The 25,881-nt window shown below is 73.9% G+C and carries 9 protein-coding genes and 2 riboswitches; of the genes, 4 read left to right on the top strand and 5 right to left on the bottom strand.

Annotation, left to right across the window (positions count from 1 at the left end; genetic code table 11):
* Nucleotides 1-24: 24 nt before the first annotated feature.
* The 3 genes from ACWH4W_RS12905 to ACWH4W_RS12895 all read right to left on the bottom strand — a co-directional run bounded on the left by ACWH4W_RS12905 (nt 25) and on the right by ACWH4W_RS12895 (nt 2,426).
* On the bottom strand, nt 25-807 hold the full coding sequence (locus ACWH4W_RS12905; protein ID WP_366252858.1) for an enhanced serine sensitivity protein SseB C-terminal domain-containing protein: 783 nt from the start codon (nt 805-807) through the stop codon (nt 25-27).
* Nucleotides 808-937: 130 nt separating this feature from the next.
* The gene (locus ACWH4W_RS12900; protein WP_473075881.1) at nt 938-1,714 is read right to left on the bottom strand and encodes an enhanced serine sensitivity protein SseB; all 777 of its coding nucleotides are present in this window, start codon (nt 1,712-1,714) and stop codon (nt 938-940) included.
* A 7-nt stretch (nt 1,715-1,721) separates the two neighbouring features.
* Nucleotides 1,722-2,426 carry an AAA family ATPase gene (locus ACWH4W_RS12895; RefSeq protein ID WP_473075880.1) on the bottom strand — a complete coding sequence of 235 codons (705 nt, stop codon included), beginning with the start codon at nt 2,424-2,426 and terminating at the stop codon, nt 1,722-1,724.
* A gap of 222 nt (nt 2,427-2,648) precedes the next feature.
* A riboswitch (glycine riboswitch) is annotated at nt 2,649-2,749 on the top strand.
* Nucleotides 2,750-2,873: riboswitch (glycine riboswitch) on the top strand.
* Between the two features lie 73 nt (nt 2,874-2,946).
* Here ACWH4W_RS12895 and gcvT point away from each other — a divergent pair.
* From gcvT to ACWH4W_RS12875, 4 genes are all read left to right on the top strand, one after another.
* The gene (gene gcvT, locus ACWH4W_RS12890) at nt 2,947-4,065 is read left to right on the top strand and encodes a glycine cleavage system aminomethyltransferase GcvT (protein ID WP_473075879.1); all 1,119 of its coding nucleotides are present in this window, start codon (nt 2,947-2,949) and stop codon (nt 4,063-4,065) included.
* 123 nt (nt 4,066-4,188) lie between these two features.
* Complete coding sequence (gcvH, locus tag ACWH4W_RS12885) at nt 4,189-4,566, top strand: glycine cleavage system protein GcvH (protein ID WP_106412329.1); 378 nt, start codon at nt 4,189-4,191, stop codon at nt 4,564-4,566.
* 14 nt (nt 4,567-4,580) lie between these two features.
* Entirely contained in the window at nt 4,581-5,840 is a 1,260-nt protein-coding gene (gene glyA / locus ACWH4W_RS12880; RefSeq protein WP_473075878.1) for a serine hydroxymethyltransferase, read from the top strand.
* Between the two features lie 167 nt (nt 5,841-6,007).
* Nucleotides 6,008-7,375: an L-serine ammonia-lyase gene (locus ACWH4W_RS12875; protein WP_473075877.1), complete on the top strand. Its 1,368-nt coding sequence runs from the start codon at nt 6,008-6,010 to the stop codon at nt 7,373-7,375.
* A 167-nt stretch (nt 7,376-7,542) separates the two neighbouring features.
* Here ACWH4W_RS12875 and ACWH4W_RS12870 read toward each other — a convergent pair whose 3' ends face one another.
* Nucleotides 7,543-25,533, bottom strand: a complete 17,991-nt coding sequence (locus ACWH4W_RS12870) for a lonely Cys domain-containing protein (RefSeq protein WP_473075876.1) — start codon at nt 25,531-25,533, stop codon at nt 7,543-7,545.
* A complete protein-coding gene (locus tag ACWH4W_RS12865) occupies nt 25,534-25,881 on the bottom strand; it encodes a hypothetical protein (protein WP_473075875.1) in 348 nt (115 codons plus the stop codon).

The following is a 25,881-nucleotide window of genomic DNA, read 5'->3' as shown; positions in this document are numbered from 1 at the left end:
GGGGGCTCTGGGAGGACGTACCGGTCAGAGGCGGTGCGCGGGCGGATAGCCGTAGCCCGCGGCGGGCGCCGGGGCGTGCGCCTCGCGGTCGTAGAAGGGGCGCGCGTTGACGCGCAGCCACATCGCCACCGGGTCGTGTTCGTCGGCCAGGGCGACGGTGGAGACGGGCAGCCCGTCGGGCACGGCGGGCAGGGACTGCCGCATCATCGCCCGCACCGACTCCACGGCGGGCGGCGAGGTGTCGTACACGTCCAGGCCGATGGCGAGGTACGGGGCGCCCAGCGCGGGCTGCACCCAGGCGCGGCGCAGCGCGCGCACGGCCGGGGTGCGGTGGGCGTTCTGCGCGAGGAGGGCGTAGAACTGCGGGATCTCGATGGCCGGCTCGGACAGCCGCAGCGGTCCGGCGGGCTGCTGGTCGAGGCCGCCGGCGATACGGCGCAGATCCAGCCAGGGGATGCCGACGCCCCCGCCGGGCGCGTGCGGATTGAGCCAGAGACCGTGGCGGTCCGGGTAGAGGGCACGGGCCACCTCCAGCCCGTCGACCACCTCGTACGAGCGGTTCCAGCCGCTCGCGGACAGCTCCTGGGCGGAGGTCACGCAGGGCGCGTAGCCGTGTCCTTCGACCTCCATGGTCCCGTACTGGGCGTCGGGCGAGCCGGCCTGGCCGTGCCAGAGCAGCATCCAGACCCGGCCGGACGAGGGGGTGGCGAGGGCGCGCAGCAAGGCCTCGTAGGCGTCGTAACGCCCGGGCGTCACCTGGCGCAGCATGTGCTCGACCTGTCCGGCCGCCGCGGTGCCAGCGCTCACTTGTATCGCCCCTCCGTACAACACCCAGCCGGCCAATGTCCCCTAGCTTAAGCCGACGGCCTCCGCCGGTCTGCGGTCCGTGCGCGGAAGGCGGGGAGCGGTCGGTGCGCGGAAGGCGGGGAGCGGCGCGTCAGGCCCGCTGGTAGAAGGGGCGGACCTTGGCGCGCAGCCAGTCGGCGACCGGGTCCTGGGCCACGTCGAGGACGATGAGGTTGACCGGCCAGCGGGCGGGGCTGCGGCCCAGGGCCCGGCCGAGGGCGTCCAGCGGCAGCGACCGGGGGTCGCCCTCCCAGTGCAGCAGTTCCACGCCGACGAACAGCACCGGGTCGGCCGTCTCGATGGCGGCGAGGCAGCGGCGGGCGGTCGCCACCACGCCGAGGGAGTCGAACTCCTGCGAGGCCGCGGCGAGGAAGTCCACCGGGTCGTCCTGCCAGTCGGGCTCGAACAGCCGGACCCGGCCGCCGCCCGACGGGCCGTCCAGCGGGGAGCGGCCGGCCCGGCACAGGTCGGCCACCGCGGCCGGCGGGAGCGGGACGGCGACCGTGCCGCCCGGGTTGACCACGATGCCGGCCTGCGGGGGCAGCCCGCGGGCGAACTCCACGGCGGGCGCGACGGTGCAGCCCATGTGGGAGCCGACGACCTGGCGGAACTGCTCCTCGGAGCTGAAGACCGGCACGTACGCCTGGCCGTCCAGTTCCATGGTGGGCAGGTCGAGGGGGCCGCTGTGCGGGCCGCCGCCGCTTGGCAGCGGCACCCACAGGAAGCTGCGGCCGAGCACCTCGACGATCCGGGGGCCCGCCGAGGGGACGCCCAGGGAGGCGGAGAGCGCCTCCTCCAGTTCGTTGCCGGGCCACCCGCCGTGCGGGTGGAAGTGCGTCCGGTCCGGGATGTCCGCCGGGAAGTCCATCTGTCGCCTACCGCCTGCCTGGTGCCACTGCTGTGGCGGAAAGGCTAACCGGTTCCCCGGTGAAGCCGATCCGGCGCAGGGCGTTCGCGGCGTCCCGGTCGACGAGCACCGCCGACGCGCAGCCCTCCGGCACCCGGCCGGCCTCCACCGCGTCCAGCAGCCGGCCGCACGCCGTGCGGTGCCGGCGGAAGGCGTACCGCGAGACGCCCCGGCCCCGCTCCAGCTGGCCGGCCAGGGCCTCCTGGGGCGTGACGTCCAGCAGCAGCAGGTGCAGCGCGGCCCCGCGGCGCCGGGCCTCGCGGGCCAGCCAGCGCCGGACCCAGGTCTGTGTGCCGCAGTCGTGCACGACGACCGGCCGGCCGGAGCGCAGCGCGCGGCGCAGCCCCGCGTAGTGGGCGAGCCGGACCAGCGGGCGGTACACCGCGTACGGCAGCGGGCGGGGCATGCGGCGGTCCCAGCGGTCGCGGGCGTCCTGGGAGTCGACGCGGGCGCCGCGCACCGTGCGCCGCATCAGCGTGGACTTGCCGCTGCCGGGCAGTCCGGTGACGACGACGAGGTCGCGGGGGCCGAAGAGCAGGGCGCGCGGGCTGCGGCCGGAGCGCTCGCGCAGGTCCTGGACGAGCGGGGCGGGCGCCGCGCCGCCGGCCCCGTCCGCGTGCTGCCGCGGCAGCGCGACGCCTGTGGTGCCGGCGTGCGCCGTGGGCCTGTTCACCGTGGTCGTCCTCCCCTGGGGCCGGATAAGGGGTCCGATCCCCGCCGTGTGTAAAGAGAAGGTAATGCCAGGTCGCTCTCGGTTCCGTGTTCTTCCCGATACAGGCCTGTCACAGCTCCCTGTGACCGAGCCTGCACGAACGGTGCACCCCCGGCAAGGGTCCCCCTGCCGGTGTCCGGCGATGCGTGCAATGATGTGCGCGCCAACTGCATACCGGCCGTTTGAATCCGCGCGGGAGAGTCCCCGGCACCGTGTGCCGCCGGGGCGCCGAAGGAGCAAGTCCCTCCCTTGAATCTCTCAGGCACCGTTACCGCGCGGGCGAGGCACATCTGAAAAGCGGGCCGCCGTCGCAGTGCTCCGGTGGCTCCACCCAAGGTGCAAGTCCTGACCGCCGTACCACCGGTGGTCATGGCGAACCTCTCAGGTTCCGATGACAGATGGGGAGGAAACGTCCTCGCCTTCCCCCACGCTCGAATGAACTCGCGCGGGAGGGACCCCCATCGCCTTGGGAGACCGACCGATGAGCAGTAACGAACCCCGCCGCACCGCGCTCGATGCCCTGCACCGGTCGCTCGGCGCGACGATGACCGACTTCGCCGGCTGGGACATGCCCCTGCGCTACGGCTCCGAGCGCGACGAGCACAACGCCGTGCGCTCCAGGGCCGGCCTCTTCGACCTCTCGCACATGGGCGAGATCACGGTCACCGGCCCGCAGGCCGCCGCGCTGCTGGACTTCGCGCTGGTCGGCAACATCTCGGGCGTGAAGCCGGGCCGCGCCCGCTACACGATGATCTGCCGCGAGGACGGCGGCATCCTGGACGACCTGATCGTCTACCGGCTCGGTGAGACCGAGTACCTGGTCGTGGCCAACGCCTCCAACGCCCAGGTGGTGCTGGACGCGCTGACCGAGCGGGCCGCGGGCTTCGACGCCGAGGTGCGCGACGACCGTGACGCCTACGCGCTGCTGGCCGTGCAGGGCCCCGAGTCCCCGGCGATCCTCAAGAGCCTGACCGACGCCGACCTGGACGGCCTGAAGTACTACGCCGGCCTGCCGGGCACCGTGGCCAAGATCCCCGCGCTCATCGCCCGCACCGGCTACACCGGCGAGGACGGCTTCGAGCTGTTCGTGAAGCCGGAGCGCGCCGTGGAGCTGTGGCAGGCGCTGACCGAGGCGGGCGAGGGTCACGGGCTGGTCCCGTGCGGCCTGTCCTGCCGGGACACGCTCCGCCTGGAGGCGGGCATGCCGCTGTACGGCAACGAGCTGAGCACCTCCCTCACGCCCTTCGACGCCGGTCTGGGCCGGGTGGTGAAGTTCGAGAAGGAGGGCGACTTCGTGGGCCGCGCCGCCCTCGCCGAGGCGGCCGGGCGCGCCGCGCAGAACCCGCCCCGCGTCCTGGTCGGCCTGGTGGCGCACGGCCGCCGGGTGCCGCGCGCCGGGTACGCGGTGGTGGCCGGCGGCGAGGTGATCGGCGAGGTCACCTCCGGCGCCCCCTCCCCCACCCTGGGCAAGCCGATCGCCATGGCCTACGTCGACGCGAGCCACGCCGAGCCGGGCGCCGAGGGCGTCGGTGTGGACATCCGCGGCAGCCACGAGCCGTACGACGTCGTGGCGCTGCCGTTCTACAAGCGGCGGAAGTGACACCGTCGTAGACGGCCCCCGGGCCGTCCCCGCGCGTCCGCGGGCCGGGCGCCCCACCCGTCCGGCCGCGTCCCGCGCCGTCCCCGTCATCAGCAGTTTCCCGCGTACAGGAGAATTCCAGCCATGAGCAACCCCCAGCAGCTGCGCTACAGCAAGGAGCACGAGTGGCTGTCGGCCGCCGAGGACGGCGTGTCGACGGTCGGCATCACGGAGCACGCGGCAAACGCGCTCGGCGACGTGGTCTTCGTCCAGCTCCCCGAGGTCGGTGACACGGTGAGCGCGGGCGAGACCTGCGGCGAGCTGGAGTCCACCAAGTCGGTCAGCGACCTGTACTCCCCCGTCTCCGGCGAGGTCACCGAGATCAACGAGGACGTGGTGAACGACCCGGCGCTGGTCAACTCGGCCCCCCTCGAGGGCGGCTGGCTGTTCAAGGTGCGGGTCACCGACGAACCGGCCGACCTGCTGTCCGCCGCCGAGTACGACGCGTTCATCGCGGGCTGAGGAGCCGTAGCCGCATGTCGCTTCTGAACACGTCCCTGCACGAGCTCGACCCGGCGGTGGCCGCCGCGGTCGACGCCGAGCTGCACCGGCAGCAGTCCACCCTCGAGATGATCGCCTCGGAGAACTTCGCCCCGGTCGCGGTCATGGAGGCCCAGGGCTCGGTCCTCACCAACAAGTACGCCGAGGGCTACCCCGGCCGCCGCTACTACGGCGGCTGCGAGCACGTCGACGTGATCGAGCAGATCGCCATCGACCGGGTGAAGGAGCTGTTCGGCGCCGAGCACGCCAACGTCCAGCCGCACTCGGGCGCCCAGGCCAACGCTGCCGCGATGTTCGCGCTGCTCAAGCCGGGTGACACGATCATGGGTCTGAACCTCGCGCACGGCGGGCACCTGACCCACGGCATGAAGATCAACTTCTCCGGCAAGCTCTACGACGTGGTCGCCTACCACGTGGGCGACGACGGCCGGGTCGACATGGCCGAGGTCGAGCGGCTGGCCAAGGAGAGCAAGCCGAAGCTGATCGTGGCCGGCTGGTCGGCGTACCCGCGTCAGCTCGACTTCGCCGCGTTCCGCCGGATCGCGGACGAGGTCGGCGCGTACCTGATGGTCGACATGGCGCACTTCGCCGGTCTGGTCGCCGCGGGCCTGCACCCCAACCCGGTGCCGCACGCCCACGTGGTGACCACCACCACGCACAAGACCCTGGGCGGTCCGCGCGGCGGTGTGATCCTCTCGACGGCCGAGCTGGCCAAGAAGATCAACTCCGCGGTGTTCCCGGGCCAGCAGGGCGGCCCCCTGGAGCACGTGGTCGCCGCCAAGGCGGTCGCCTTCAAGGTCGCCGCGAGCGAGGAGTTCAAGGAGCGCCAGCGCCGCACCCTGGAGGGCGCCCGCATCCTGGCCGAGCGTCTGGTGCAGGGCGACGCGAAGGCCGCGGGCGTCGACGTGCTGTCCGGCGGCACGGACGTGCACCTGGTCCTGGTGGACCTGCGGAACTCGGAGCTGGACGGGCAGCAGGCCGAGGACCGGCTGCACGAGGTCGGGATCACGGTCAACCGCAACGCGGTCCCGAACGACCCGCGCCCGCCGATGGTCACCTCGGGTCTGCGCATCGGCACGCCCGCCCTCGCCACCCGCGGCTTCACGGCCGAGGACTTCGCCGAGGTCGCGGACGTGATCGCCGAGGCGCTGAAGCCGTCCTACGACGCCGAGGCGCTGCGGGGCCGGGTCGCGGCGCTGGCCGCGAAGCACCCGCTGTACCCCGGTCTGCGGTAACTTCATCCGCTTTTTGTACGGATGTACGGGGCATCGCGCACACTGGGTCGGTGGGCGCGGTGCCCCGCACCATGCCCCGCATGAACGATTCACCCACGCTCTCGACCCACTGAACCGCCCTTCCCCCGGTGGACAGCGCCGTCCGCCGAACCTTGAGGAGTCCTCCCGTGGCCATCTCGGTCTTCGACCTGTTCTCGATCGGCATCGGCCCGTCCAGCTCGCACACGGTCGGCCCGATGCGGGCGGCCCGGATGTTCGCCCGGCGGCTGCGCAACGAAGACCTGCTGGAGTCCGTCGCCTCGGTGCGGGCCGAGCTGTACGGCTCCCTGGGCGCCACCGGGCACGGACACGGCACGCCCAAGGCGGTGCTGCTCGGCCTGGAGGGCGACTCGCCGCGCACGGTGGACGTGGAGTCGGCCGACGAACGGGTGGAGAAGATCAAGGACGGCGGCCGGATCCGCCTGCTGGGCGAGCACGAGATCGGCTTCTCCTTCGACGACGACCTGGTGCTGCACCGCCGCAAGGCGCTCCCCTACCACGCCAACGGCATGACGCTGTGGGCGTACGACTCCTCCGGCGCGGAACTGCTGACGAAGACGTACTACTCGGTCGGCGGCGGCTTCGTCGTCGACGAGGACGCGGTGGGCGCGGACCGCATCGTGCTCGACGACACCGTGCTGAAGTACCCCTTCCGCACCGGTGACGAGCTGCTGCGCCTGACCAAGGAGACCGGCCTGTCGATCTCCGCGCTGATGCTGGAGAACGAGCGCGCCTGGCGGACCGAGGAGGAGATCCGCGCGGGGCTGCTGGAGATCTGGCGCGTGATGCGGGCCTGCGTGGAGCGGGGCATGTCCCGCGAGGGCATCCTGCCGGGCGGGCTGAAGGTCCGCCGCCGGGCCGCCACCACCGCCCGCAAGCTGCGCTCCGAGGGCGACCCGCAGGCGCTCGCCATGGAGTGGATCACCCTCTACGCGATGGCGGTGAACGAGGAGAACGCGGCCGGCGGCCGGGTCGTCACGGCCCCGACCAACGGCGCGGCCGGCATCATCCCGGCCGTCCTGCACTACTACATGAACTTCGTGCCGGGCGCCGACGAGGAGGGCGTGGTGCGCTTCCTGCTCGCGGCCGGCGCCATCGGCATGCTCTTCAAGGAGAACGCCTCCATCTCCGGCGCCGAGGTCGGCTGCCAGGGCGAGGTGGGCTCCGCCTGCTCGATGGCGGCGGGCGCCCTCGCGGAGGTGCTGGGCGGCTCCCCCGAGCAGGTGGAGAACGCGGCCGAGATCGGCATGGAGCACAACCTGGGCCTGACCTGCGACCCGGTGGGCGGCCTGGTGCAGATCCCGTGCATCGAGCGCAACGGCATGGCCGCGGTGAAGGCGGTGACCGCCGCGCGGATGGCGATGCGCGGCGACGGCTCGCACAAGGTGTCCCTGGACAAGGTCATCAAGACCATGAAGGAGACCGGCGCGGACATGTCGGTCAAGTACAAGGAGACGGCCCGGGGCGGGCTCGCGGTGAACATCATCGAGTGCTGAGGGAACGGCCCCGACCGGCCCGCTCGCACGCGATCGCCGGCGGCGCAGCGCCGCTCGCGCCGGCAGGACGACCGCGAGCAGGGCCGGGCCGGCGCCGGCGGCTGCGAAGAGCCCGTGGAGCGGCGGGGGCGGGTGGGGGCGCCGCCGCCCCGATCCGCTCACCCATCTCATTCGCCCGTCTTCACTTTCCCGAGGGGTGGCAGTCCGAGGATCTCCCGGAACTCGGCGGCGAGACGCGCGAGCGTCCGGGGGTCCGTCCCTTCCGCCGCCAGCAGGCCGGCGAGCCGGCGCACCGCGTCGCGGTACGCCTCCGCGGCGTACCGCCACTCCGCGAGCACGGAGTCCGGGTCGCCCGGCAGGAGCAGCCCGAGGGCCGTGTCCCACACCCGGGCGGCGTCCGTGTCCGGGAACGCGTTCTCGAAGTCGGTGAACGCCGAGCGCCAGATCCGGCGCGACACCGTGGCCGCGACGGCGTCGAGGGCGTCCGGCCACGGGCCGGGGCGGGCCAGCAGCAGCCGCACCTGGTCGAGCGGTGCCAGTCCGCCGCCCCGCACGCCTCCGCCGAGTTGCGCCTCGACGTCCATGCCGGGGGTGATCCCGATGCCCGCGTCCCTCAGTTCGTCCAGGGTGACGGTCTCGGACCCGGTGAACCCCGGCGGGTCGCCGGGCAGGTCGTCCGCGCCCACCTGGCCGGCGATCCACCGGCGCCGGGCCTCCTCGGGGGGCGGCTCCTGGAGCGGGGTGCCGTCGCCGGTCGTGAGGTCCCGCAGGCCGGACAGCACCATCTGCTCGGCCAGGCCGACGAGTTGCCGGCGCTGGTCCACGTCGGCGATGTCCCGGTGGCGGTGCTCGAAGGCGACCCGGGAGCGGGACGGGGGAGGCTCCGGGGCGGGCCCGGCGGGGCCGCCGTCGTCCGGCGTCGCCGTGCCCTCGGCCTGGACACCGTCGCCGCGCAGGACCTCCTCGGCATCGAGGACGTCGTCCCCGGCACCGGGTCCCGGCCGGGGGGCCGGGTCGTGCCCGTCGGGGCCCAGTGCCGCCGTCCGCGTCTGCGGGGGCTCCGGCAGGGGCGGAGGCGGAGGCGGGGGCGGAGGCGGGGGCGGGGGCGGGGGGGCGGCCGCGGCGGTCTTCACCTGGTCGGTCCGGACCACGACGCCCAGCCGGTCGCTGAACAGGGCCGCCACGTTGGTCAGCCAGTCGGCGGCCTCCGCGGCGTCCAGCCCCGGCCGGACCGACTCGCTCATGTAGCGGCCCGACTTGTCGTTCACCACCCAGGAACGCAGCTTCTCGCTCCAGCGGAACTCGCCGGACACCCGGCTGCGGCCCGGCAGCGTCCGGCCGGCCGTCTCCCCGCCGCCGTCGACGAAACCGGCGGCGATGCCGGTGTGGCCCAGTCCGTCCAGCGTCCCGCGCAGCGCCTCCGCCGTCAGACCGGGGTCCTTCTCCCGCATGCCCGCCAGCAGCGCGTCGAACTGCTCCGGCGTGACGATCCCGCTCAGGTCCTCCGTGCCGAGGATCACCCGCCCGTCATCGGTGACCGTGTACAGCCACACCGCGTCCCGGTTGCCGGTGATCAGCAGGTCGGGATCGACCTCGTCCAGCGGCACCCACAGGGGGTTGAGCCGGACGTCGCCGTCCTGGTCGCGTTCCTCGTCCTTGATCCGCTTCGGGAGGACCGGGTCGCCGAACCGGTCGCGGGGATCGGCGTCGCTGCCGTCGTAGTGGTCGACGCCGTTGTAGTAGACCTCCGTCTGCCGCGTGGCGTTGTCGGGGCCGGCACTGCTGATCCGTCGGGCGCCCGTCGGGAACCGCCGCACCACGTCGACCCGAAGGTCGAACGCGTGCGCGGCAAGGGGCAGGAAGGCCTCCCCCTCCGGCGTCCCCCAGCTGTCCTCCCAGTGGACGACGGCGTCCAGGAGCGCGGGCAGTTCCGTGTCGTCCAGCGGTGCGGCGCTCTGTGTGTAGGCGGTGGTGAGCAGCCGGCCCAGTGCGGTGTCGTCGAGGTCACGGGGCGCCGGCAGCAGATCGTGCTGCCTGAGGTACTCGAACAGTTGGCGCGGACCCAGGTCCTCGGCCTCCGCTTCCAGTACGGTCCGGGCGTCCTGCGGGGAGACGCCCGGGTCGGCGGGGCCCGACGCCATGCGGGCGTCGACGTACCGCCTCAGCAGACCGGCGGGGTCGAGGGCCTCGGGGACGGGGACCTGCCGGACGCCGTGGTGAGCGAGGAGGGAGAGCATCTCGGCCCGGTTCATTCCCCGGACCCGTGCGGCGAAGGCGTCGGCGACCGTCTGCCGGAACTGGCCGACGATCTGCGGGTGCAGCCGCCCCGCGCTGCGGCGCACGTAGTCCTCGACGTAGGACCGCATGGCACGGAGCACGGTCCGCGACGGGCCGGCCACGGTGCCGGACCCGGCCTGCCGGCGCAGGTCGGCGCGGACCGCGTCGGGGTCCCCGAGCCAGTCGTACGCGGCGCGGTCGGTGGCGGCGAGACCGCCCAGACGGCTGCGGACGTGCACGGGGTCGCCGGCCACTAAGGAGTACAGAAGGCACTCCCCCGTGCCGGGCACCGGCACCCGGCGCCCCCTCGCCCGACCGCTGTCGCTCTCCGGCGCGGTGCCCTTCTTGCCGTCCCCTCGGGGCGGTTCCGGCTCCGGCTCCGGCGCAGGCGGCTTCGACTCCGGCCCCGGCCCCGGCTTCAGCTCCGGCGCAGGCGGCTTCGACTCCGGCCCCGGCCCCGGCTTCAGCTCCGGCGCAGGCGGCTTCAACTCCGGCCCCGGCCCCGGCTTCAGCTCCGGCGCAGGCGGCTTCAACTCCGGCCCCGGCCCCGGCTTCAGCTCCGGCGCAGGCGGCTCCGACTCCGGCCCCGGCCCCGGCTTCAGCTCCGGCGCAGGCGGCTCCGACTCCGGCCCCGGCCCCGGCTTCAGCTCCGGCGCAGGCGGCTTCAACTCCGGCCCCGGCCCCGGCTTCAGCTCCGGCGCAGGCGGCTTCAACTCCGGCCTCGGCCCCGGCTTCAGCTCCGGCGCAGGCGGCTCCGGGTCGGTCGGCAGGGCCGGTTGGTAGTGGCGGTCGTCGAGGCTCAGGACCACGTGTGCGCCGGAGTGGGGGGACGCGCCGACGAGTCCCTCGAGGTTCCCGAGTCCCGCCGGATCCTCGGGGGCGAAGTCCTGGAAGCCGCCGTCGCTCCCGACCACCGTGACGCGCACGCCGAAGGTGCGGGCGGCGAGCAGCGGGAGCAGGTCCGCCGCGCCGTGGTTCCAGCCGGCCTCCGACGGGGCGTCACCCCGTCGGAGGAGCTGGGTGATCGCCAGGTTGGCCCGTACCTCGGGGGTCAGGTCGGCGATGTGCGGGATCAGACCGCCCAGGCCGTCGAACTCACGGCGCGCGGGGGTGTCCGTCCCGAGGTCCAGGCCCGCCGCGGCGATCTCCTCCGCGCTGAAGGCGTCGGTGTGGTCGGGGGCGACGGCGGCCAGCAGGTCCTCGTCGGCGTGGTCGGTGAGCCAGGAGGCCATCCTCCGGCGCATCCCGGACGTCGCCCGCGGGTCGGCGAGGTCGATGCCCTGTGCGGCCAGCAGCCCCGGGGCGACGTGTTCGAGGCTCCGGGCGAGCGCGTGGAAGAAGGCGTCGCCGTCCCTCGGCACGTCCTGGAGCGTGTACGTCTCGCTCGTGGGGGACGTGAGGACGGTGCCCGGCCCCTCGGTCGTCCTGGTGTAGCGGGGCGGGGCCGGGGGCTTGGCCCCGGGCGCCTCGGGCGGGGCCTGGTAGGTCACCTCGGGCGGCTCGGCGAGACCGTCCAGTTCCTCGCGGCCCTCTTCGGTGGCCGCGAGCCGGTGCCAGCGGGTGAGCTGGTCCGCCCCGGACCGTACCCGGTGGTACTCCGCCGCGGCCTTCTCCGCCGTGTCCCTGAGCGCGTCCAGCTCGGCACGCCGGGTCTCGAGGGCGTCGCGTGCCGCGTCCCGGCGGGTGGTGGCTTCGTCGAGCTCCCGGCCGGGTCCTCTCGCGGACAGCAGGGCCGCCTCGAGCCGCGCGTCGGCCGCCGCCTTCTCGGCGCGGGCGGCCTCCAGCCGCAGATCGGCCGCCTCCCGCAGTTTCCCGGCGGCCTCCTGCGCGTCGGCCAGGCGGGCCAGGGCGGCGTCCTCCTCCTCCCGCAGGACCTCCGCCCAGCCGTCGTGCTCGGGCGCGGAGCCGTACGCGTTCTCGGCGAACGCGTCGACCTCGGCCTGCGCGGCGGCCACGGACCCGTCCGCGAGGTCGTGGTCGCGGCGCGCGTCGGTCTCGGCCTGCGACAGGGCGGTGTCCGCGGCATCGACGTCGGCCCGGGCCAGGTCGACCGGGCGCACGGCCGCGCGGGCGACCCGGACGGCCTTGTCGAGAGCGGCCTGCGCGGCGTCGAGGTCCGCGCGCAGCCCGCCGGAGGCGCGCCGCTTCTTCCAGTAGGCCTTGTCGGCCTCGACCCACGCCTTGCTCGCCTTCCCGACCGCGTCCCACGCCTTCGAGACGCGCGGGGGGAAGTTCGCGTCGGTGATGATCCGCAGATCGCGGGCGACGTCCTCCCGGATCCAGGTGACGACGTACGCCTCGGACCTCATCGCCTGCGGACCCGGCCTGGCCTTGGCGAGAGTCCCGGCCCGGACCCGGTTCGCGAGCTTCGAGTCCAGGATGTTGCGGTGCACGTCGCCGACGCCGATCCAGGTGGCCGGGACGGCGAAGAGGAAGGACCGGCCCGTCGTGGGCTTGAGGTTGCGCGAGGTCAGGTGGTCGTCCCCGACCGGCATGCCGTCGCCGTCGAGGTCGTTGGGGCCGGGGCCGAAGGCTCCGATCTGGTTGAGTCCGGCGTTGTGGGGAGAGTCGTACAGGAAGCCTCCGCCGAGGCTCGAGGACTGGCTGTGCTCGACGGACGACGACGTGCCGGTGTTGTCCCCGTACCGTCTGAGCACCTCCAGCTTCTTGCCGTCGGCGACCGTCAGCAGCCGCGCGCGGCTGAAGTCGGGTGCCGAGCGCAGTGACAGCTGTCCGGTGTCGGTGCCCAGGAGGGACTTCTCGGTCAGCCCCGCCACCTGGTAGCCGCCCGGCTCGGTGGTGCGCGGGAAGAACGCCGTGACCGCCGTGGAGCTGGTGCCGTCCTCCAGCGCCTGCGCCGAGCCGGTACCGAGGCGGGTCAGCCCGGTCTCCCTGGTCCTGCGGAGGAGTTCGGTGAGGGCGGTGGCGCCGGAGCCGTCCCCGGCCTCCAGCCTCTGGAGGGGGAAGCCGGCGTCGTACGCCTTCGTGAGGAGGAGCTCGCCGGCCGTGCGGATGTTCTCGGTGCCGATGATCCCGCGGGGGTGCATGCCGTTCTCGGGGAAGGTGAACGACCGTACGACGCCGTCCCCGTCCCGGACCTTCAGTTCCTCCACCGCCCTGGAAAGGGGTATCGGCCGGGGCGGGCCGGCCAGGGCGGGGTCGGCCGCCGGGTCGGGCGCGGGCAGCAGCCGGCCGGTCCCCTCGTCCTCCCGCGGCCGCACCGGCTCCATCAGGCTGAGCGGCACGTGCTCGCGCAGCTCGCCGACGTCGCCCTCCTCGACGATGCGCAGCCGGCCCCGGAAGCGGGCGAGGACCGTGGACTTCGCCTCCGCCGGCTCCGCCTCTGCCGGTGCGCCGGTGTTCGGGGTGTCGTCGGCCTCCAGGGTGATGCGCATCCGGTACGGGGTGACGATCTCCGCGTGCGGTTCGGTGGACGCCGCCCGGTAGATCGTGACGGTGGTGACCGTGTGACTGGACGAGACCGTCTTCCGGTTCGAGCCGCCCTCGGTGTACGTGGGTCCGGCGGCCGGGACCTGCGTGTTGCCGGTGTACACCAGCTGGCTGGTCAGCAGGCCCAGGTCCGCCCCGGAGGAGGCCTCCGAGTTCTCCTGGGCGGTCTCGATGGCCCGCCGGTTCTCCTCCAGCTCCGCGCTGTGGTCGAGTCCCTCGAACACCGGCGTCCCGGGGATCAGCTCGACGCGCGCCCGCACCTGCCGGCTGCCGATCCGGATGCTGTCCCAGCCCCAGCCTCCGGCCTTGACCAGCGTCGACGGGGCGGTGGTCGTCATCTCCCCCTTCAGCGCCCGCGTGGCGCGGGCCGTCACCAGCTGCCGGATCCGCTCCCGGCTCTCGTCGTCGAGCCCCAGTTCCCCGATCCGCCTGTCGAACGCGAGCAGTGCGTCGGTGGGGTCCAGCGGGTTCACCGCGTACGTGCCGAAGGCGGTGCCGCGCATCCAGGGCTGCGGCGCCCAGAGCTGGTCCGTGTAGCGGGGGACGTCGCCCATGCCGTCGTCGATCAGTCCCATCCGGTGGGCGCTCTTCTCCGGCAGGTGCCCCAGCAGTCCGCCCTGGCTGGTCAGCGCGGTCCCCGCCGCTCCGGCGAAGAGGCTCGGCACGAAGGTCCTGGCCGCCGCGGCCGTTCCGGTCCGGCCCGTGCCCAGCCGGCTGGTGAACAGCGCGAACCAGTGCTGCACGTCGCCGGCGACCAGCACCTGGTGGGTGAACCCCTTGCGGTTCATGTCCGCGACGACCGTGCGCACGACGCTGCGGCTCTGCGCGTGGGACGTCGACACGGGGTTGGCGACGAGGCCGTACGCGCCCATGAGGCCGTGCCCCGGGTTCTGGGCGACGGAGTAGACGAGCTGGCCGCCGAAGACGAAGCCGGTGCTGGTGCTGATCTTTCCGGCCGCCTGACGGGTCCCGCCGAGCGTCATCTCGGTGTCCATGGACACCGACGGGGTGAGAGCCCGCAGGTTCCCGACCGCCGTGGCGTACCGGAAGGTCCCCCACAGCTCGCCGTACGGCCCCTTGCCCAGCAGGCCGCTGCCCACCAGGCCCAGCGGTCCCGAGCTCTGGTCGAATCCCGACGCCATGGACTGGGGGGTGAAGGAGCGGACGATCGCGTCCCGGGTGGCGGCGCCCTCCTTCGTCAGCTGCCAGGCGTTGCCCGACGCCTCCCCCAGGACCCGGTCCACCTCCGCGAGGAGGACGGGCGACACCACCATGTTCACGATGACGAACGGATGCTGCCGGAAGGCCTTGAACTGCTCCGTCCCGCGGTCGGCGAGCCGTCCGGCGGGCCGGTTCGCGCCGGGGTCCGCGGGCAGCACGAGGTCGCCCCTCGCCAGGGCGAGGGCCCCCTCGGTGGTCATGTGCGCGGGGGCGGGCTCGTCGGACAGGTAGGGGTTGGGCGCCCCGGCCGCGTGCGGGTCCGCGTCGGGGGTGTGCTGGACGGGGACGCCGATGAGCACCTGCCCGGTCCTCGGACCGCCGCCCCGCAGGTGGCCCAGCGGCGTCCGGCCGAAGAGCACGTTGACCGGCTCGTCCAGGACCAGCAGGCCCGGCAGCCCGAGGCCGAGACCGCGGATCAGGCCGCGGGGCCGCCAATAGCCGCTCATGGCCGCGGTGAGGGACAGGTCGTAGCGGTACAGATGGGTGGGCTGGTTGCTCACCGACATCGGCTCGTTGGTGACGGTCGAGCCGAAGCCGGTCTCCGTCTCCCACTGCCAGCCCCCGCGTGCGCCCAGGGTCAGCCCGAGCGTGTTCCGGGGCAGGCCTGCGAGGTCGTCGACGTTGTTGTCACGGCCCGAGAAGGCGCCCTCGAAGCCCAGGTCCAGGCCGCGTTTCGCGCTCGTCTGGCCGTCGATCCGGTCGACGCCCTGGGCGCTGAAGCGCATGCCCTCGCTGTCGTCCCTGCCCTCGTACCGCCGTCCGGTCAGCGTCCCGTGGACCCGGACGGTGTAGTAGGTCTGTCCGACGGAGTCGGGATCGGTGAGTCTGATCGGCAGGCCGACCGTGGTCAGCCCCTCCAGGGTCGCGGTGACGTTCTGCTGGGACAGCACGCCGAGGACCTGCAGGGTGTTCTGGAGCGCGATCCGGTACTTGACGGGGTCGGTCCACCGGGGCGGCACGGGAAGGCTCTGGGCGGCCTGGAGCACCCGGTCGGGATCGCGTGTGAGCAGGTCGCCCAGGCGGGCGCGCCAGCCCTTCGGCAGGTTCGGCGGCAGCAGCTGGTCGAGGGGCACCACCAGGCCTTGGCGCAGGTTCGAGATGGCGTCGACCAAGCCGTCGGCGAACGCGTCCAGCAGGGTGCGGCCGATGCCGTCCGCCGCGTCCGGTGTGACACGGGTGCGCCGGCCGTCGTCGAAGGCGAACTCCTTCACCCGGTGCATGCCCAGGGTGCGCGGCCGGTCCACGGTCAGGTAGGCGGGCACGAACGGCGGGGCGACGCCGTTGCGCAGGGCGAACGTGGTCCCGTCGTCCCATCCGGCCAGCCGCCGCGCCTCGGAGCTGGTCATCCGGTCCAGGCTCCAGGTGAGGAAGCGCGTCGGCGGTGTGTTGTCACCGGACCGTCGCACCCGCACCGACTTCACGACCAGGTAGAGGGCGGTCCTGGGGCCCTTCACCTGTCCGGCGGACTTCAGGGTGCCGGCCGCGCCGAGCCCCATCGACCAGGTCTTCGCGAACGAGGCCTGGAGGGTCGGTCCGAGCTGGAGCCGCAGGTCGAAGGGGGCCGTGCCGGGGTCGTGGAAGTTGAAGGCGGGTCCGGCGACGGCCTGCAGCAGCAGGCTCCTGCCGTGGGCCCGGCTCCGTTCGCTGCGGACCGTCGAGGTGTTGACGTCCCGCATCTCGGCCTGGTCGGTCTCCCCGACGAGCACCGCCGACATCGGGATCAGTTCCTCCACCACGAAGGCGCCCAGCGGTGACTTCTTCTTGTCGTCGGCGAACAGCTGCGGGGTGGTGATGCGGCCGCGCGCCATCGTGCCGCCGTGCCGCTGGAAGCTGTCGCCGGAGAAGAAGCTGTCCAGCTCGGTGTAGGCCGAAGTGCCGGGCAGGGCTCCGATCCGGGCGGCCGCCCAGTCACGGATCGCCGCGACGGGGCCGAAGCCCTCGATGCGGACGAAGCGGTACTGGGAGTCGCGGTCCAGGGTCATCGTCCGGGGGATCCGGCCCGGCTCCGGGATCTTGGTCACGCTGTCGGGCAGGCGCACGCGCAGGCCGCCCCGGATGCCGAAGGCGAACCGGGCGGGCGGGGCCGGTTCGGCCCCGGTGCCGGTCCTGGTGCCGGTCCCGGTCGTGGTCCCGGTGTCGGTGCTGCTCTCGGTCTTGTCCGTACGGGTGTCGGTGCCCGTGATGTCCTGTCCGGCGGCGTCCGTGACGCGCATCTCGTAGTGGATGTCGTCCAGGTACGCCCGCGACTTGTCCAGCGTCCGGGTCTCCATCTGGTTCATGCGCTGGTCGGTGAGGGCGTAGCCGACCTTGTCGATGAAGCCGAACCGCACGGCGATCCGGCCGAAGCCGCCGAACGCCGCGCTGCCCGCCGGGCCGATCGGCCCGCCGAGGCCGTACTGGGAGTTGGCCTGCATGTTCTTGGTCAGCCCGAAGGCCGCGGCCGCCCGGTGCATGCTGTCGATCTTCGTCGAGTCGCCGACGCCGTCGTCGAACGGGGTCCAGTTGCCGTAGTGACGCGCTCTGACCCACAGGACGCGCTTCTTCCCGTCCGCGTTGACGTACGGGAAGGGGCGCCCCTTGCCGTCCGCCAGCGTCTTCGGCTTGTCCCGGAGCGTCTGCCGGACGTCGTCCAGCAGTCGTGCGCCGTCCTCGGGCCGGGCGTTCGGCCGGCTCCCCAGTTCCCGGCCGATGGCGTCCAGGGCCTGTTCGTAGCCCCGCAGGACGACCGTGCTCTGGCCGAACGTGCTCGGGCTGGCGAGGAGTTGTTCGAGCTCGGCGGGGGTCAGGTCGGACGGCAGCAGCGACCGGAGGTCGTCGACGTACGCGGGCATCCGCCTGCCGTCCTCGAACCGGGCCGGGGTGCGGCGTACCGGCGGGGGCTCCATGGCGGGGTCGAGGCGCGGGGCGTTCGGAGACGGCGGATCCGGCTCCGGGGGCGGCGGCGGGCCGGGAGGAGTGGCGGTTCCGTTCCCGGTCGTGGCCGTGGTGGGTGACAGGCGGGTGTCCGCCGGGGACGCGGGGGCCTGCCGGACGGCCGACCAGTCGTCGGCCTGCTGGCGCCGGCCGTCCGCCTTGGGAAGCAGGGAGAGGACGTGCGGCTTCGACGGGTCGCTCTGGGCGAGCAGGCCCACGGGCCCCGGTGAGGTCCACACCCCGCGGCCGGTCCCGGCGCCGACGAGGGCCCGCCGGTCGGTGGCCTGCGGGTCCGTCGGGGCCTGGGTCGCGGTCGTGGAGGCGAGGACGATGTCGGCCGTGCGCGGGAAGTCGTTCAGCGCCGGGTCCACCGCGAGCAGTTCGGCGACCTCCTCGTAGGGGACCGCGACGCGGAGTCCGCCGGGCAGCTCCATGGTGAGGTGGTCCGGCCCGGCCTCGCCCCGCACCAGGTACGGGGCGGGCTTGGCGGTGTCGGTGGTCCACGGCATCCTCGCCTGGCGCAGCGGACGGTGGCCGCCGTCCGGGGTCGCCGCCATGACGAGGGCGGACTTGACGTCCACCGCCGCACCCGGGGGGCCCGGTGTCCAGCTCCGGCCGGCCGGGGCGCCCGAGCCGTCGAACAGCAGGGTGTCCGGCGTGAGGGCGCCCAGGGTCTCCAGGTGGAACGCGCCCAGCGCGACCGGGTCGTCCACGTCGACGCCGACGGCCGCCGCCTGCGCCACCAGGTCCAGGAGGTCGGGCAGCCGGGACGGATCGGGCCGGTCCAGGTGCAGCACCCTGCCGGTGAGGGCGACCGGGTCGGGCGTCCCGCTCTCCCACTCCAGGGCCTTCACGGTCGCCCAGAAGAACCGGGCCCGCTCGGGCGCCCCGATGACCAGCTGGTCCGGGTCGAGCCCCAGGAACCGGGCCGCCTCTTCGTTCACCTCCTCGTCCGTGAGGCCGTCCAGTCCTTCCGCCACCGTGATCACGTGCGGCAGGGTCACGAGGTCGGTGAGCACGGCTCCGGGGTCCCGGCGCACGGTGTCGGCGGCCCTGGCCAGCAGGTCCCGGTAGGCGTCGGGGCCCAGGTCGCCGTCCGGGTCGCCGTGCTCCGTCGCCCGGATCTCGCGGGCCGCGCGCTCGAACAGGTCCAGGCTGAACGGAACGGCGGCGCGCAGCACCGGGTCGGCGGCGCGCAGGGACTCCAGCGCGCCGATGCCCGCGAGGAGTTCGCCGTAGCGGCTGTCGTCCTCGATCGCCACCCCGAACGTCTGCCGCAGCGCGCGCACCAGCCGCAGCGTCCGCTCGCGGACCTCCTCCGAAGCCGGCCCCACCGGGTCGGAGTGCAGGCCCGCCGCGCGGGCGCGGTCGTCGAGCGCGGCGTCGCCGGGTTCCGGCCGGTGCTCCACCCACTTCCCGCGCCGGCCCCGCGAATCCATGACGATGTAGTGGGAGACCCGGCCGTCGTCCTCGAACTTGAAGCCGATCTCCTGGGTGGCGCCGTAGACGGTCCGGCCGGTCTCGTTGGCCGCGTGCTGGCTCTGGCTGACGTCGGCCAGCGGGTCGGGGACGAAGGTGTCCGTGACCAGTTTGCGCGTGCGGGTGATGCTCGGCGGTGTCGCGGCGAAGCAGTCCTGCATCAGGATGGCGTGGTCCTTGGGGAGCCGCGCCACGCTCGGACGGCGCCTGAGCATGCCGCCCACCGCTCGATCCCGTTTCTGGTGGCGGGGGTTCGCCCGGGTCGGCAGCGCCGTCCCCCCGGGATAGCTGTGCGCGGCGAAGACGTACACCGGCTTGCCGGCGAACGGGACGGGCTCGTCGTCCTTGGTCCAGGTCCCGTCCTGCCGGTTGATGTGGTAGAGCTCGGTCGCCGTCGCCGCGTGCCGGATCCCCCGCAGCAGCCGCACGCGTTCGCCGTCCCGGAACACGGCCCTGCCGATCGGCCCTTGATCGGTGACGATGGTGTGGGACTGCAGGTCCTGTTCCCAGAAGGGGGCGCGGGCGGACTCCGCGGGGTCGGGCAGCAGGCCGGGGGAGCTGCGGATCCAGTCGGTGCGGTCACTGCCCCGGCCGCTCCGCAGGGGCACGACGTACGGGTGGGAGGCGTTCCCGTCCGGGCCTTCGGCGACGTCCACGACCCCGTTGGCCGCCCAGACGTCCCTGCCGATCCGGTCCGCCGCCCGCCGCGGCAGCTCCAGGCCCCCTCCGCCGGCGTCGGAGACGAGCAGCAGCACCGGCACGTCCGCCGGGAGCCCGCTCAGCTCGGCGTCCAGGGCGAGGAGTTCGGCGAACACGTCGAGGGGGACCTCGCGCGGGGCGCCGTCGTGGCCGCGTACGACGACCTGGTCACGGCCGCCGTCCGCCCGTACGACGTAGGGGTCCGGGCCGCCGGGCCGGTGCCAGGGCGCGGGCCCCGTCTCGTCGCGGGACAGGCCGCCGTCGGCCCGGGGCCCGGTCCTTCCGGTACGGGTGAGGTCCAGGTCGTCGAGTCCGTCCCTGCCCCGGGTCCAGTCGCGGCCGCGGGGGCGCCCGTCGAGGCCGGTGGTCAGGGCGTGGGTGGGCGACAGCACGCCCTGGCGCTGGAGGTGGAGCGCGGCGAGGGCGGCCAGACCGCCCGCCGCCCGTGCCTCCGGTGCCGTGGCCAGCCCCAGCAACCGGCCGCGCTGCACGTTGCTCACCGGGTCGGCGGGGTGCAGGAGCAGCACCCGGCGGGCCACGGCGTCCAGGTCGAGCGGGCCGGAGTCCAGCAGGGGGTCGGTCCTGCGGAGCCGGTCGAGGCGCGCGAGCCCGTCGCGGATGTCCGGGTACAGGGGGCTCGACAGGACGTCGGGGCCGTAGACGTCCGCCAGCAGTTCCCGGTGCCGGGCCTCCTCCGGGGTCGGCTCCTTCGCCCGGTCCCCGTCCGTGTCGTCGTCCTGGTGGTCCGCCGACGGGGTGTCGAGGCCGTCCGGCACGCCGTCCAGGCTCGGCAACGGAGTGTCGAGGCCCTCCAGCACACCGTCCAGGCTCGGCAACGGAGTGTCGAGGCCCTCCAGCACACCGTCCAGGCTCGGCAACGGAGTGTCGAGGCCCCCGGCCGGTCCGGGATCGAGAAGGTCGGCGAGGGCGGCGGGCGGCTCGGACGGGTCCTCGCTCCCGTGACGGTCCGGGAAGGTGACGTCGTCCGCTCCGGTGCCGTCGGCGCCGGGCCGGACGGCCGCCCAGTCGGCCGCCGCGGGACGCCCCGGCGCGCTGGGCAGGAGGGAGGGGACGTACGGCCGTGACGGTCCGGTCGGGGCCAGGCTCACACTGCCCCGCGAGGCCCATACGGTACGGCCTGTCCCGGCACTGACGACGGCCCGCGGATCGGTGTCCGGGGTGCCGCCGCCGGCTGGTGCGGTGGATGTCGCCGGGGCCGCCTTCGGGACGGCCAGGACGATGTCCGTGGTGTCCTGCGGCCGGGTGTTGAGCACCGGATCGCGGGCCAGCAGCTCGGCGACCTCGTCGTAGGGGACCCGGGCGCGGAAGCCGCCGGGCAGGGTCATGAGGAGGTGGTCCGGGCCGCCGCCCGCCCACACCAGGTAGGCCGGCGTTCCGCCGGGGGCGCTCCACGGCGGGCGTTCCTGGCCCACGGGCTGGTAGCCGCCGCCCGGTTGCGGGGCGGCGACGACGACGCGGTCGGTGAGCGTGGTCGTGGCCGCGTTCGGCGGGGTCGGGGACCAGCGCCGCCCGGTCGGCACGCCGTTGAGGTCGAGCAACTGGGTCTGGGGGGCCAGGGCGCCCAGGGTCTCCAGGTGGAACGCGCCCAGCTCGGTCGGGTTGTCCACGTCGACGCCGACGGCCGCCGCCCGGGCGACCAGGTCGAGCAGTTCGGGCCGCCGGGCCGGGTCGGGCCGGTCCAGGTGCAGGACCCTGCCGGTGAGGGCGTCCGGGTCGGGGGTCCGGCTCTCCCACTCCAGGGCCTTGGCCGTCGCCCAGAACAGCCGGGCCCGTTCGGGCTCCCCGACGGCCGCCGGTCCGCCGTACAGGTTCAGGACGCGGGCGGCCTCGGTGTCCAGCTCCTGGTCCGTCAGGCCGCCAAGACGCTGTGCGGCGGCGGTGACGTGGGGCAGGGCGACGAAATCGGACAGCACGGTGTCCGGCCCGCGGCGTACGGCGTCGGCGGCGTCGGTGAGCAGGTCCCGGTAGGCGTCGGGACCGGTGACACCCGGCCGGCGGGCGTGGGCCGCGCGTTCGAACAGGTCCATGGAGAACGGGCCGAGGTCGCGCAGGGCCGGGTCGGCCGCCCGCATGGTCTCCAGCGCGCCGATCCCGGCGAGGAGGTCGCCGTACCGGCTGTCGTCCTCGATCGCCGCCCCGAAGGCCAGTCGCAGCGCGCGCACCAGCCGCAGGGTCCGCTCGCGGGCGGCGTCCGTGACGGGCCGCGCGGGGTCCGTGTGCAGGCCGGCCGCCCGGGCGCGGTCGTCGAGCAGGTCGCCGGCGGGTTCCGGCCGGTGCTCCACCCACTGGCCGCGCCGTCCCCGCGAGTCCGTGTAGAGGCGGTGGACGAACTTCCCGTCCGGCAGCGTCGCGAAGCTGACCATGTGGGTGCCGCCGTACGCCGTGCGTCCGGTCTCGTTGGCGACGTGCTGGCTCTCGCTGACGACCGCCAGCGGGTCGGGGACGAAGGTGTCGTCGATGCCCCTGCGGGTGCGGACCACTCCCGGCGGCTTGGCGCTCGAGCACGCCTCCATCAGCACGGCGTGGTCCTTGGGGAGCTGTGCCAGGCTCGGACGCCGCCTGAGCATCCGGCCGGTCTCCCGCTGGTGGGTGTGGTGCCTCGGGTCCGTCGTGGTCGGCACCCGGGTCGCGCCCGGCCGGGCGTGGGCGCTGAAGACGTACGTCGGCTTGCCGGCGAACGGTACCGGCTCGTCGTCCTTGACCGTCTCCTTGGTGACCGGGTTGTAGTGCCACAGCTCCGACGACTCCGTCGCGAGCTTCAGCACCGCGATCCGGCGCGGGGCCTCGGCGTCCTCGAACACACCTCTGCCGATGGTCGTGCCCCCGTCGCCGACGACGCTGTGCGACAGCATCTCGCGCTCCCACTCCGGCGCGTCCTCGCGCTCCGCCGGGTCGAGCACCTGGCCGGGGGTACTGCGGATCCAGTCGGCGCGCGGCAGCCCCTCCCCGAACAGCAGGGAGACGACGTGCGGCTGCGACGGGTCGCGCTGCGGGGACACCTTCACGGCGCCGTTGGCCGACCAGACGTCCCGGCCGATCCGGTCCGCCGCCCGGCGCGGCAGGTCCAGGCCGCGGGCACCGGCGCCGGGGACGAGCAGCACCACGGGGGTGCCCGGGGGCAGCCCGGCGAGCCGGGGGTCGCGGGCCAGCAGTTCGGCGAACACGTCGACCGGCACCTGACGCGGGGCGCCGTCGTAGCCGCGTACGACGATCTGCCGGTGGTCGCCCTCCGCCATGACGACGTACGGCTCCGGCTCACCGGGCCGGTGCCAGGGCGCGGGCTGCACGTCGCCGCGGCCCAGGGCGCCGTCGGGCTGCCGGACCACCTTCCCCACCTCGGTGAGGTCGAGGTCGGGGATCGTGGCGTTCGTCCAGTTGCGGCCCCGCACGGCGCCGTCGTCGGCGGTCAGCGCCTGGGTGGGGGACAGCACGCCGCGGAGTTCCAGGTGGAAGGCGGCCAGGGCGGCCAGACTGCCCGCCGACTCCACCTCCGGGGCCATCGCCACCCGGAACAGCTCGCCGCGCTGCGCGTCGGTCACCGGGTGGGCGGGGTCCAGGAGCAGCACCTGACGGGTCAGGGCGTCCAGGTCGAGCGGGCCGTCGCGGAGCGCGGGGACGGCCTGCCGGAGCTGGTCGAGGTGCGCGAGGGTGTCGCGGAGGGCGGGGTGGAGGTGGCTCGTCCCGATCGCGGGACCGAACACGTCCGCCAGCAGCCGGTCGTACGGCGCCCCGGCGGCCGGGTCCGGCTCGGGCTCGGGCTCGGAACCGAACTCGGTTTCGGACGCGTCCTGGTCGTCCTCCCAGTCCATGATCATGTCGACCGAGTCCGGGGAACCGGGCGCGGAGGACTCCCCGGTCGGGATCCCGTCCGGCGCCCGGGAGCTGAGCGGCGTCTCGTCGACGGTGAGCGGCTGGGCGGCCGGCGCCTCGCGGGAGAGGACCGGGGCGGGCTCCGCCGTGGAGCCGGTGGTGGCCGGCAGGTCCTCGGACTCGGTGCGTACGGGCCGGTAGGGCTCCGGATCGTCGGACGTGGTCCGGGTCTCGGCCCTCGGCACCGCGGAGGACGGGCGGGACTGCCCGGACTCCTCGGGCGCGGGGGCGCGGGTGCCGTCCGGGTCGGCCGTGTCCGGGTCGGCCGTGTCCGGGTCGGGCGTCCCGGCGGTGACCGCCGGGTCGCCGGACGGTGTGGTCTGGGGCCGCGACTGCGCGGTGGCGCTCGGCGAGGCGTGGCCCGGGGATGCGGTGGTCGACGGGGTGGGCGCGGGGGAGGTCGCGAGGGGCGCCTGTGCGTTCGGCTGTTGCTGTTGCCCGTCGGAGGCGGACCGGGTCGTGTCGTCGTCCGTGGACCGCTGTCGTCCGGTCCCGTCCGGCGTGAAGTCGCTGCCGCCCGTCCGGGCCGACGGCGGATCCGGGACGGAGGAGCCGACGGTGGCGGTTCCGTCGACCGGCAGGGTGTCGTCCGTGTGGCCGGTCCAGTCGGTCCCCGGGGTCCGGGTCGCCGACGGGGTGAGGGTGGAGAAGACGGTGTCGGTGGCGGTGTCGGTGACGTCCGCCGGGGAGTCCCGGTAGGGATCCCCGTACGTGTTCGGCGAGGTGGTGGAGGACGACGGCTTGACCGTTCCCGTCGCCCCGGGAAGTCCGTACGCGTCGGCGCTGTCGTCCACGCCGTGGACCGCGTCGTGGTCCGGGAGGGACGAGGAGGAGACGGAGGAGACGGAGGAGACCGACGAGACGTCGCTGATGTGGCTGGTGTCGCTGAAGACCGACGGGACGTCGCTGATGTGGCTGGTGTCGCTGAGGACCGACGCGGTGTCGCTGGTGTCACCGGCGGAGGGGACGGAGTCGCCGTAGGCGTCCCGGTACGTGCCGCTGCTCGTGTACGGGGCGTTGTGCGTGCCGCCGGACGTGTACGTGTCGGACGTGTCGCCGGACGTGTCGCCGTAGGCGTCCCGGTACGTGCCGCTGCTCGTGTACGGGGCGTTGTACGTGCCGCCGCTCGTGCCGTCGGACGTGTACGTGTCACCGTAGAGGTCCTGGTGCGTGCTTCCGCCGCCGTACGCGCCGTCGTACCGGTTCTCGTCCTCGTACCGGTCGCCGCCCGCGCTCGTGCCGCCGTTCCCGCTGCCGCCGCCCGGCAGGCCGTTCACGTCGCCGGATCCGGTGTTCTGGAAGTAGTTCTTGTAGACGAACTTCCCGCCGAACTCCGCCCCGGTGGACGCCGCTTCGAAGATCAGTCCGCTGAGGCCGGCGCTCAGGAACGTACCGGGATTGAGGGTGAACGTGCCCAGGAAGATCAGGCCGGTGAAGGCCTCGGCGAAGGTTTCCGCCTGCCCCTCGTTGAGGAAGCTGAACGGGAGCTCGGAGGCCTCCTTCCAGAAGTTGTTGTTCTTGAAGTACTTGTTGATGAACCTTCCGCCGATCTCCCCGAAGATGCCTCCGAAGAGCCCCGCGAACGCGCCGGCGACCGCCGACTGGCCGATCTCCGTCCAGTCGAACTTGGTGCGCCGGCGCTCCGGGTCGTCCGGCGCGGTCATGGAGATCAACTGCGAGGCGAACGCGACGAACGCCTCCTGGATCGCCTCCAGCAGCACCGAGAGCGGTGTGGGGACGGCGCGTCCCAGCCGCTGGAGGATCAGCAGGATGGTGAGCGCGGTGCGCGCCTTCTGGATGGCGATCTCGGTGAGCGACGTACCGCCGGTGAAGACCGCCAGCGCGGCGATCAGGGCCAGCTCGATGTTCATCAGGATGAACTCGATGAGGATCTGGTACTTCGCCTCGGACAGCTTGATGGAACGGTTCACCTGCTGGGCGCCCAGGTCCCGGAGTTCGTCGGAGAACTTCTGCAGGTGGTTCTGGCCGTTGTCGTCGACGAAGAGCTTCATCGCGGCGACGAACTCTTTGGCGATCTGCGGGGGGAGCGAGTTCCCGGCGGTGGAGATCGCCCCCTTCATCGCGTCGGAGAGGTCCCTGACGTCGTCGGCCAGCCGTTTGTAGGGGTTACGGCTGTCGAAGCCCCGGTCCTCGTTGCCGGTGGCGACGTTCGCGCCCACCCAGACCTCGATGAACTCCCGCAGCCCGGGCGGGAACATGATGGCCATTCAGCGCCTGTTCTCGCTCTCCGAGCCGTGTGCCTCGATGTCCTCCACCGCCTGGATCTGCGGCCGCTGCACGTGGTCGGCCTCCGCGGCGACCGCGTCGACCAGCGCCATGAACCCGCTGGTGATGGACAGGACCGTGTCCCTCACCTGTTCCTGTTCGCGCCGGACCTGTTCGCCGACCGCGTTGGCGAACTCGTCGTCGCCGCCCTCCTCGCCCCACCAGCCCGCGTACTCCGCGCAGCCGGTCTCGAACCGGGGCAGCATCTCGTCGCCGTGGCGCACGGCGTCGGCGAGGTGCCGGGAACCCTGCAGGATCGCCTCGATGTCGGCGGAGTAGTTGCCGGCCAT

Source organism: Streptomyces sp. DSM 120436 (assembly GCF_055778765.1).
This window is presented reverse-complemented; position numbering and strand designations above follow the sequence as displayed.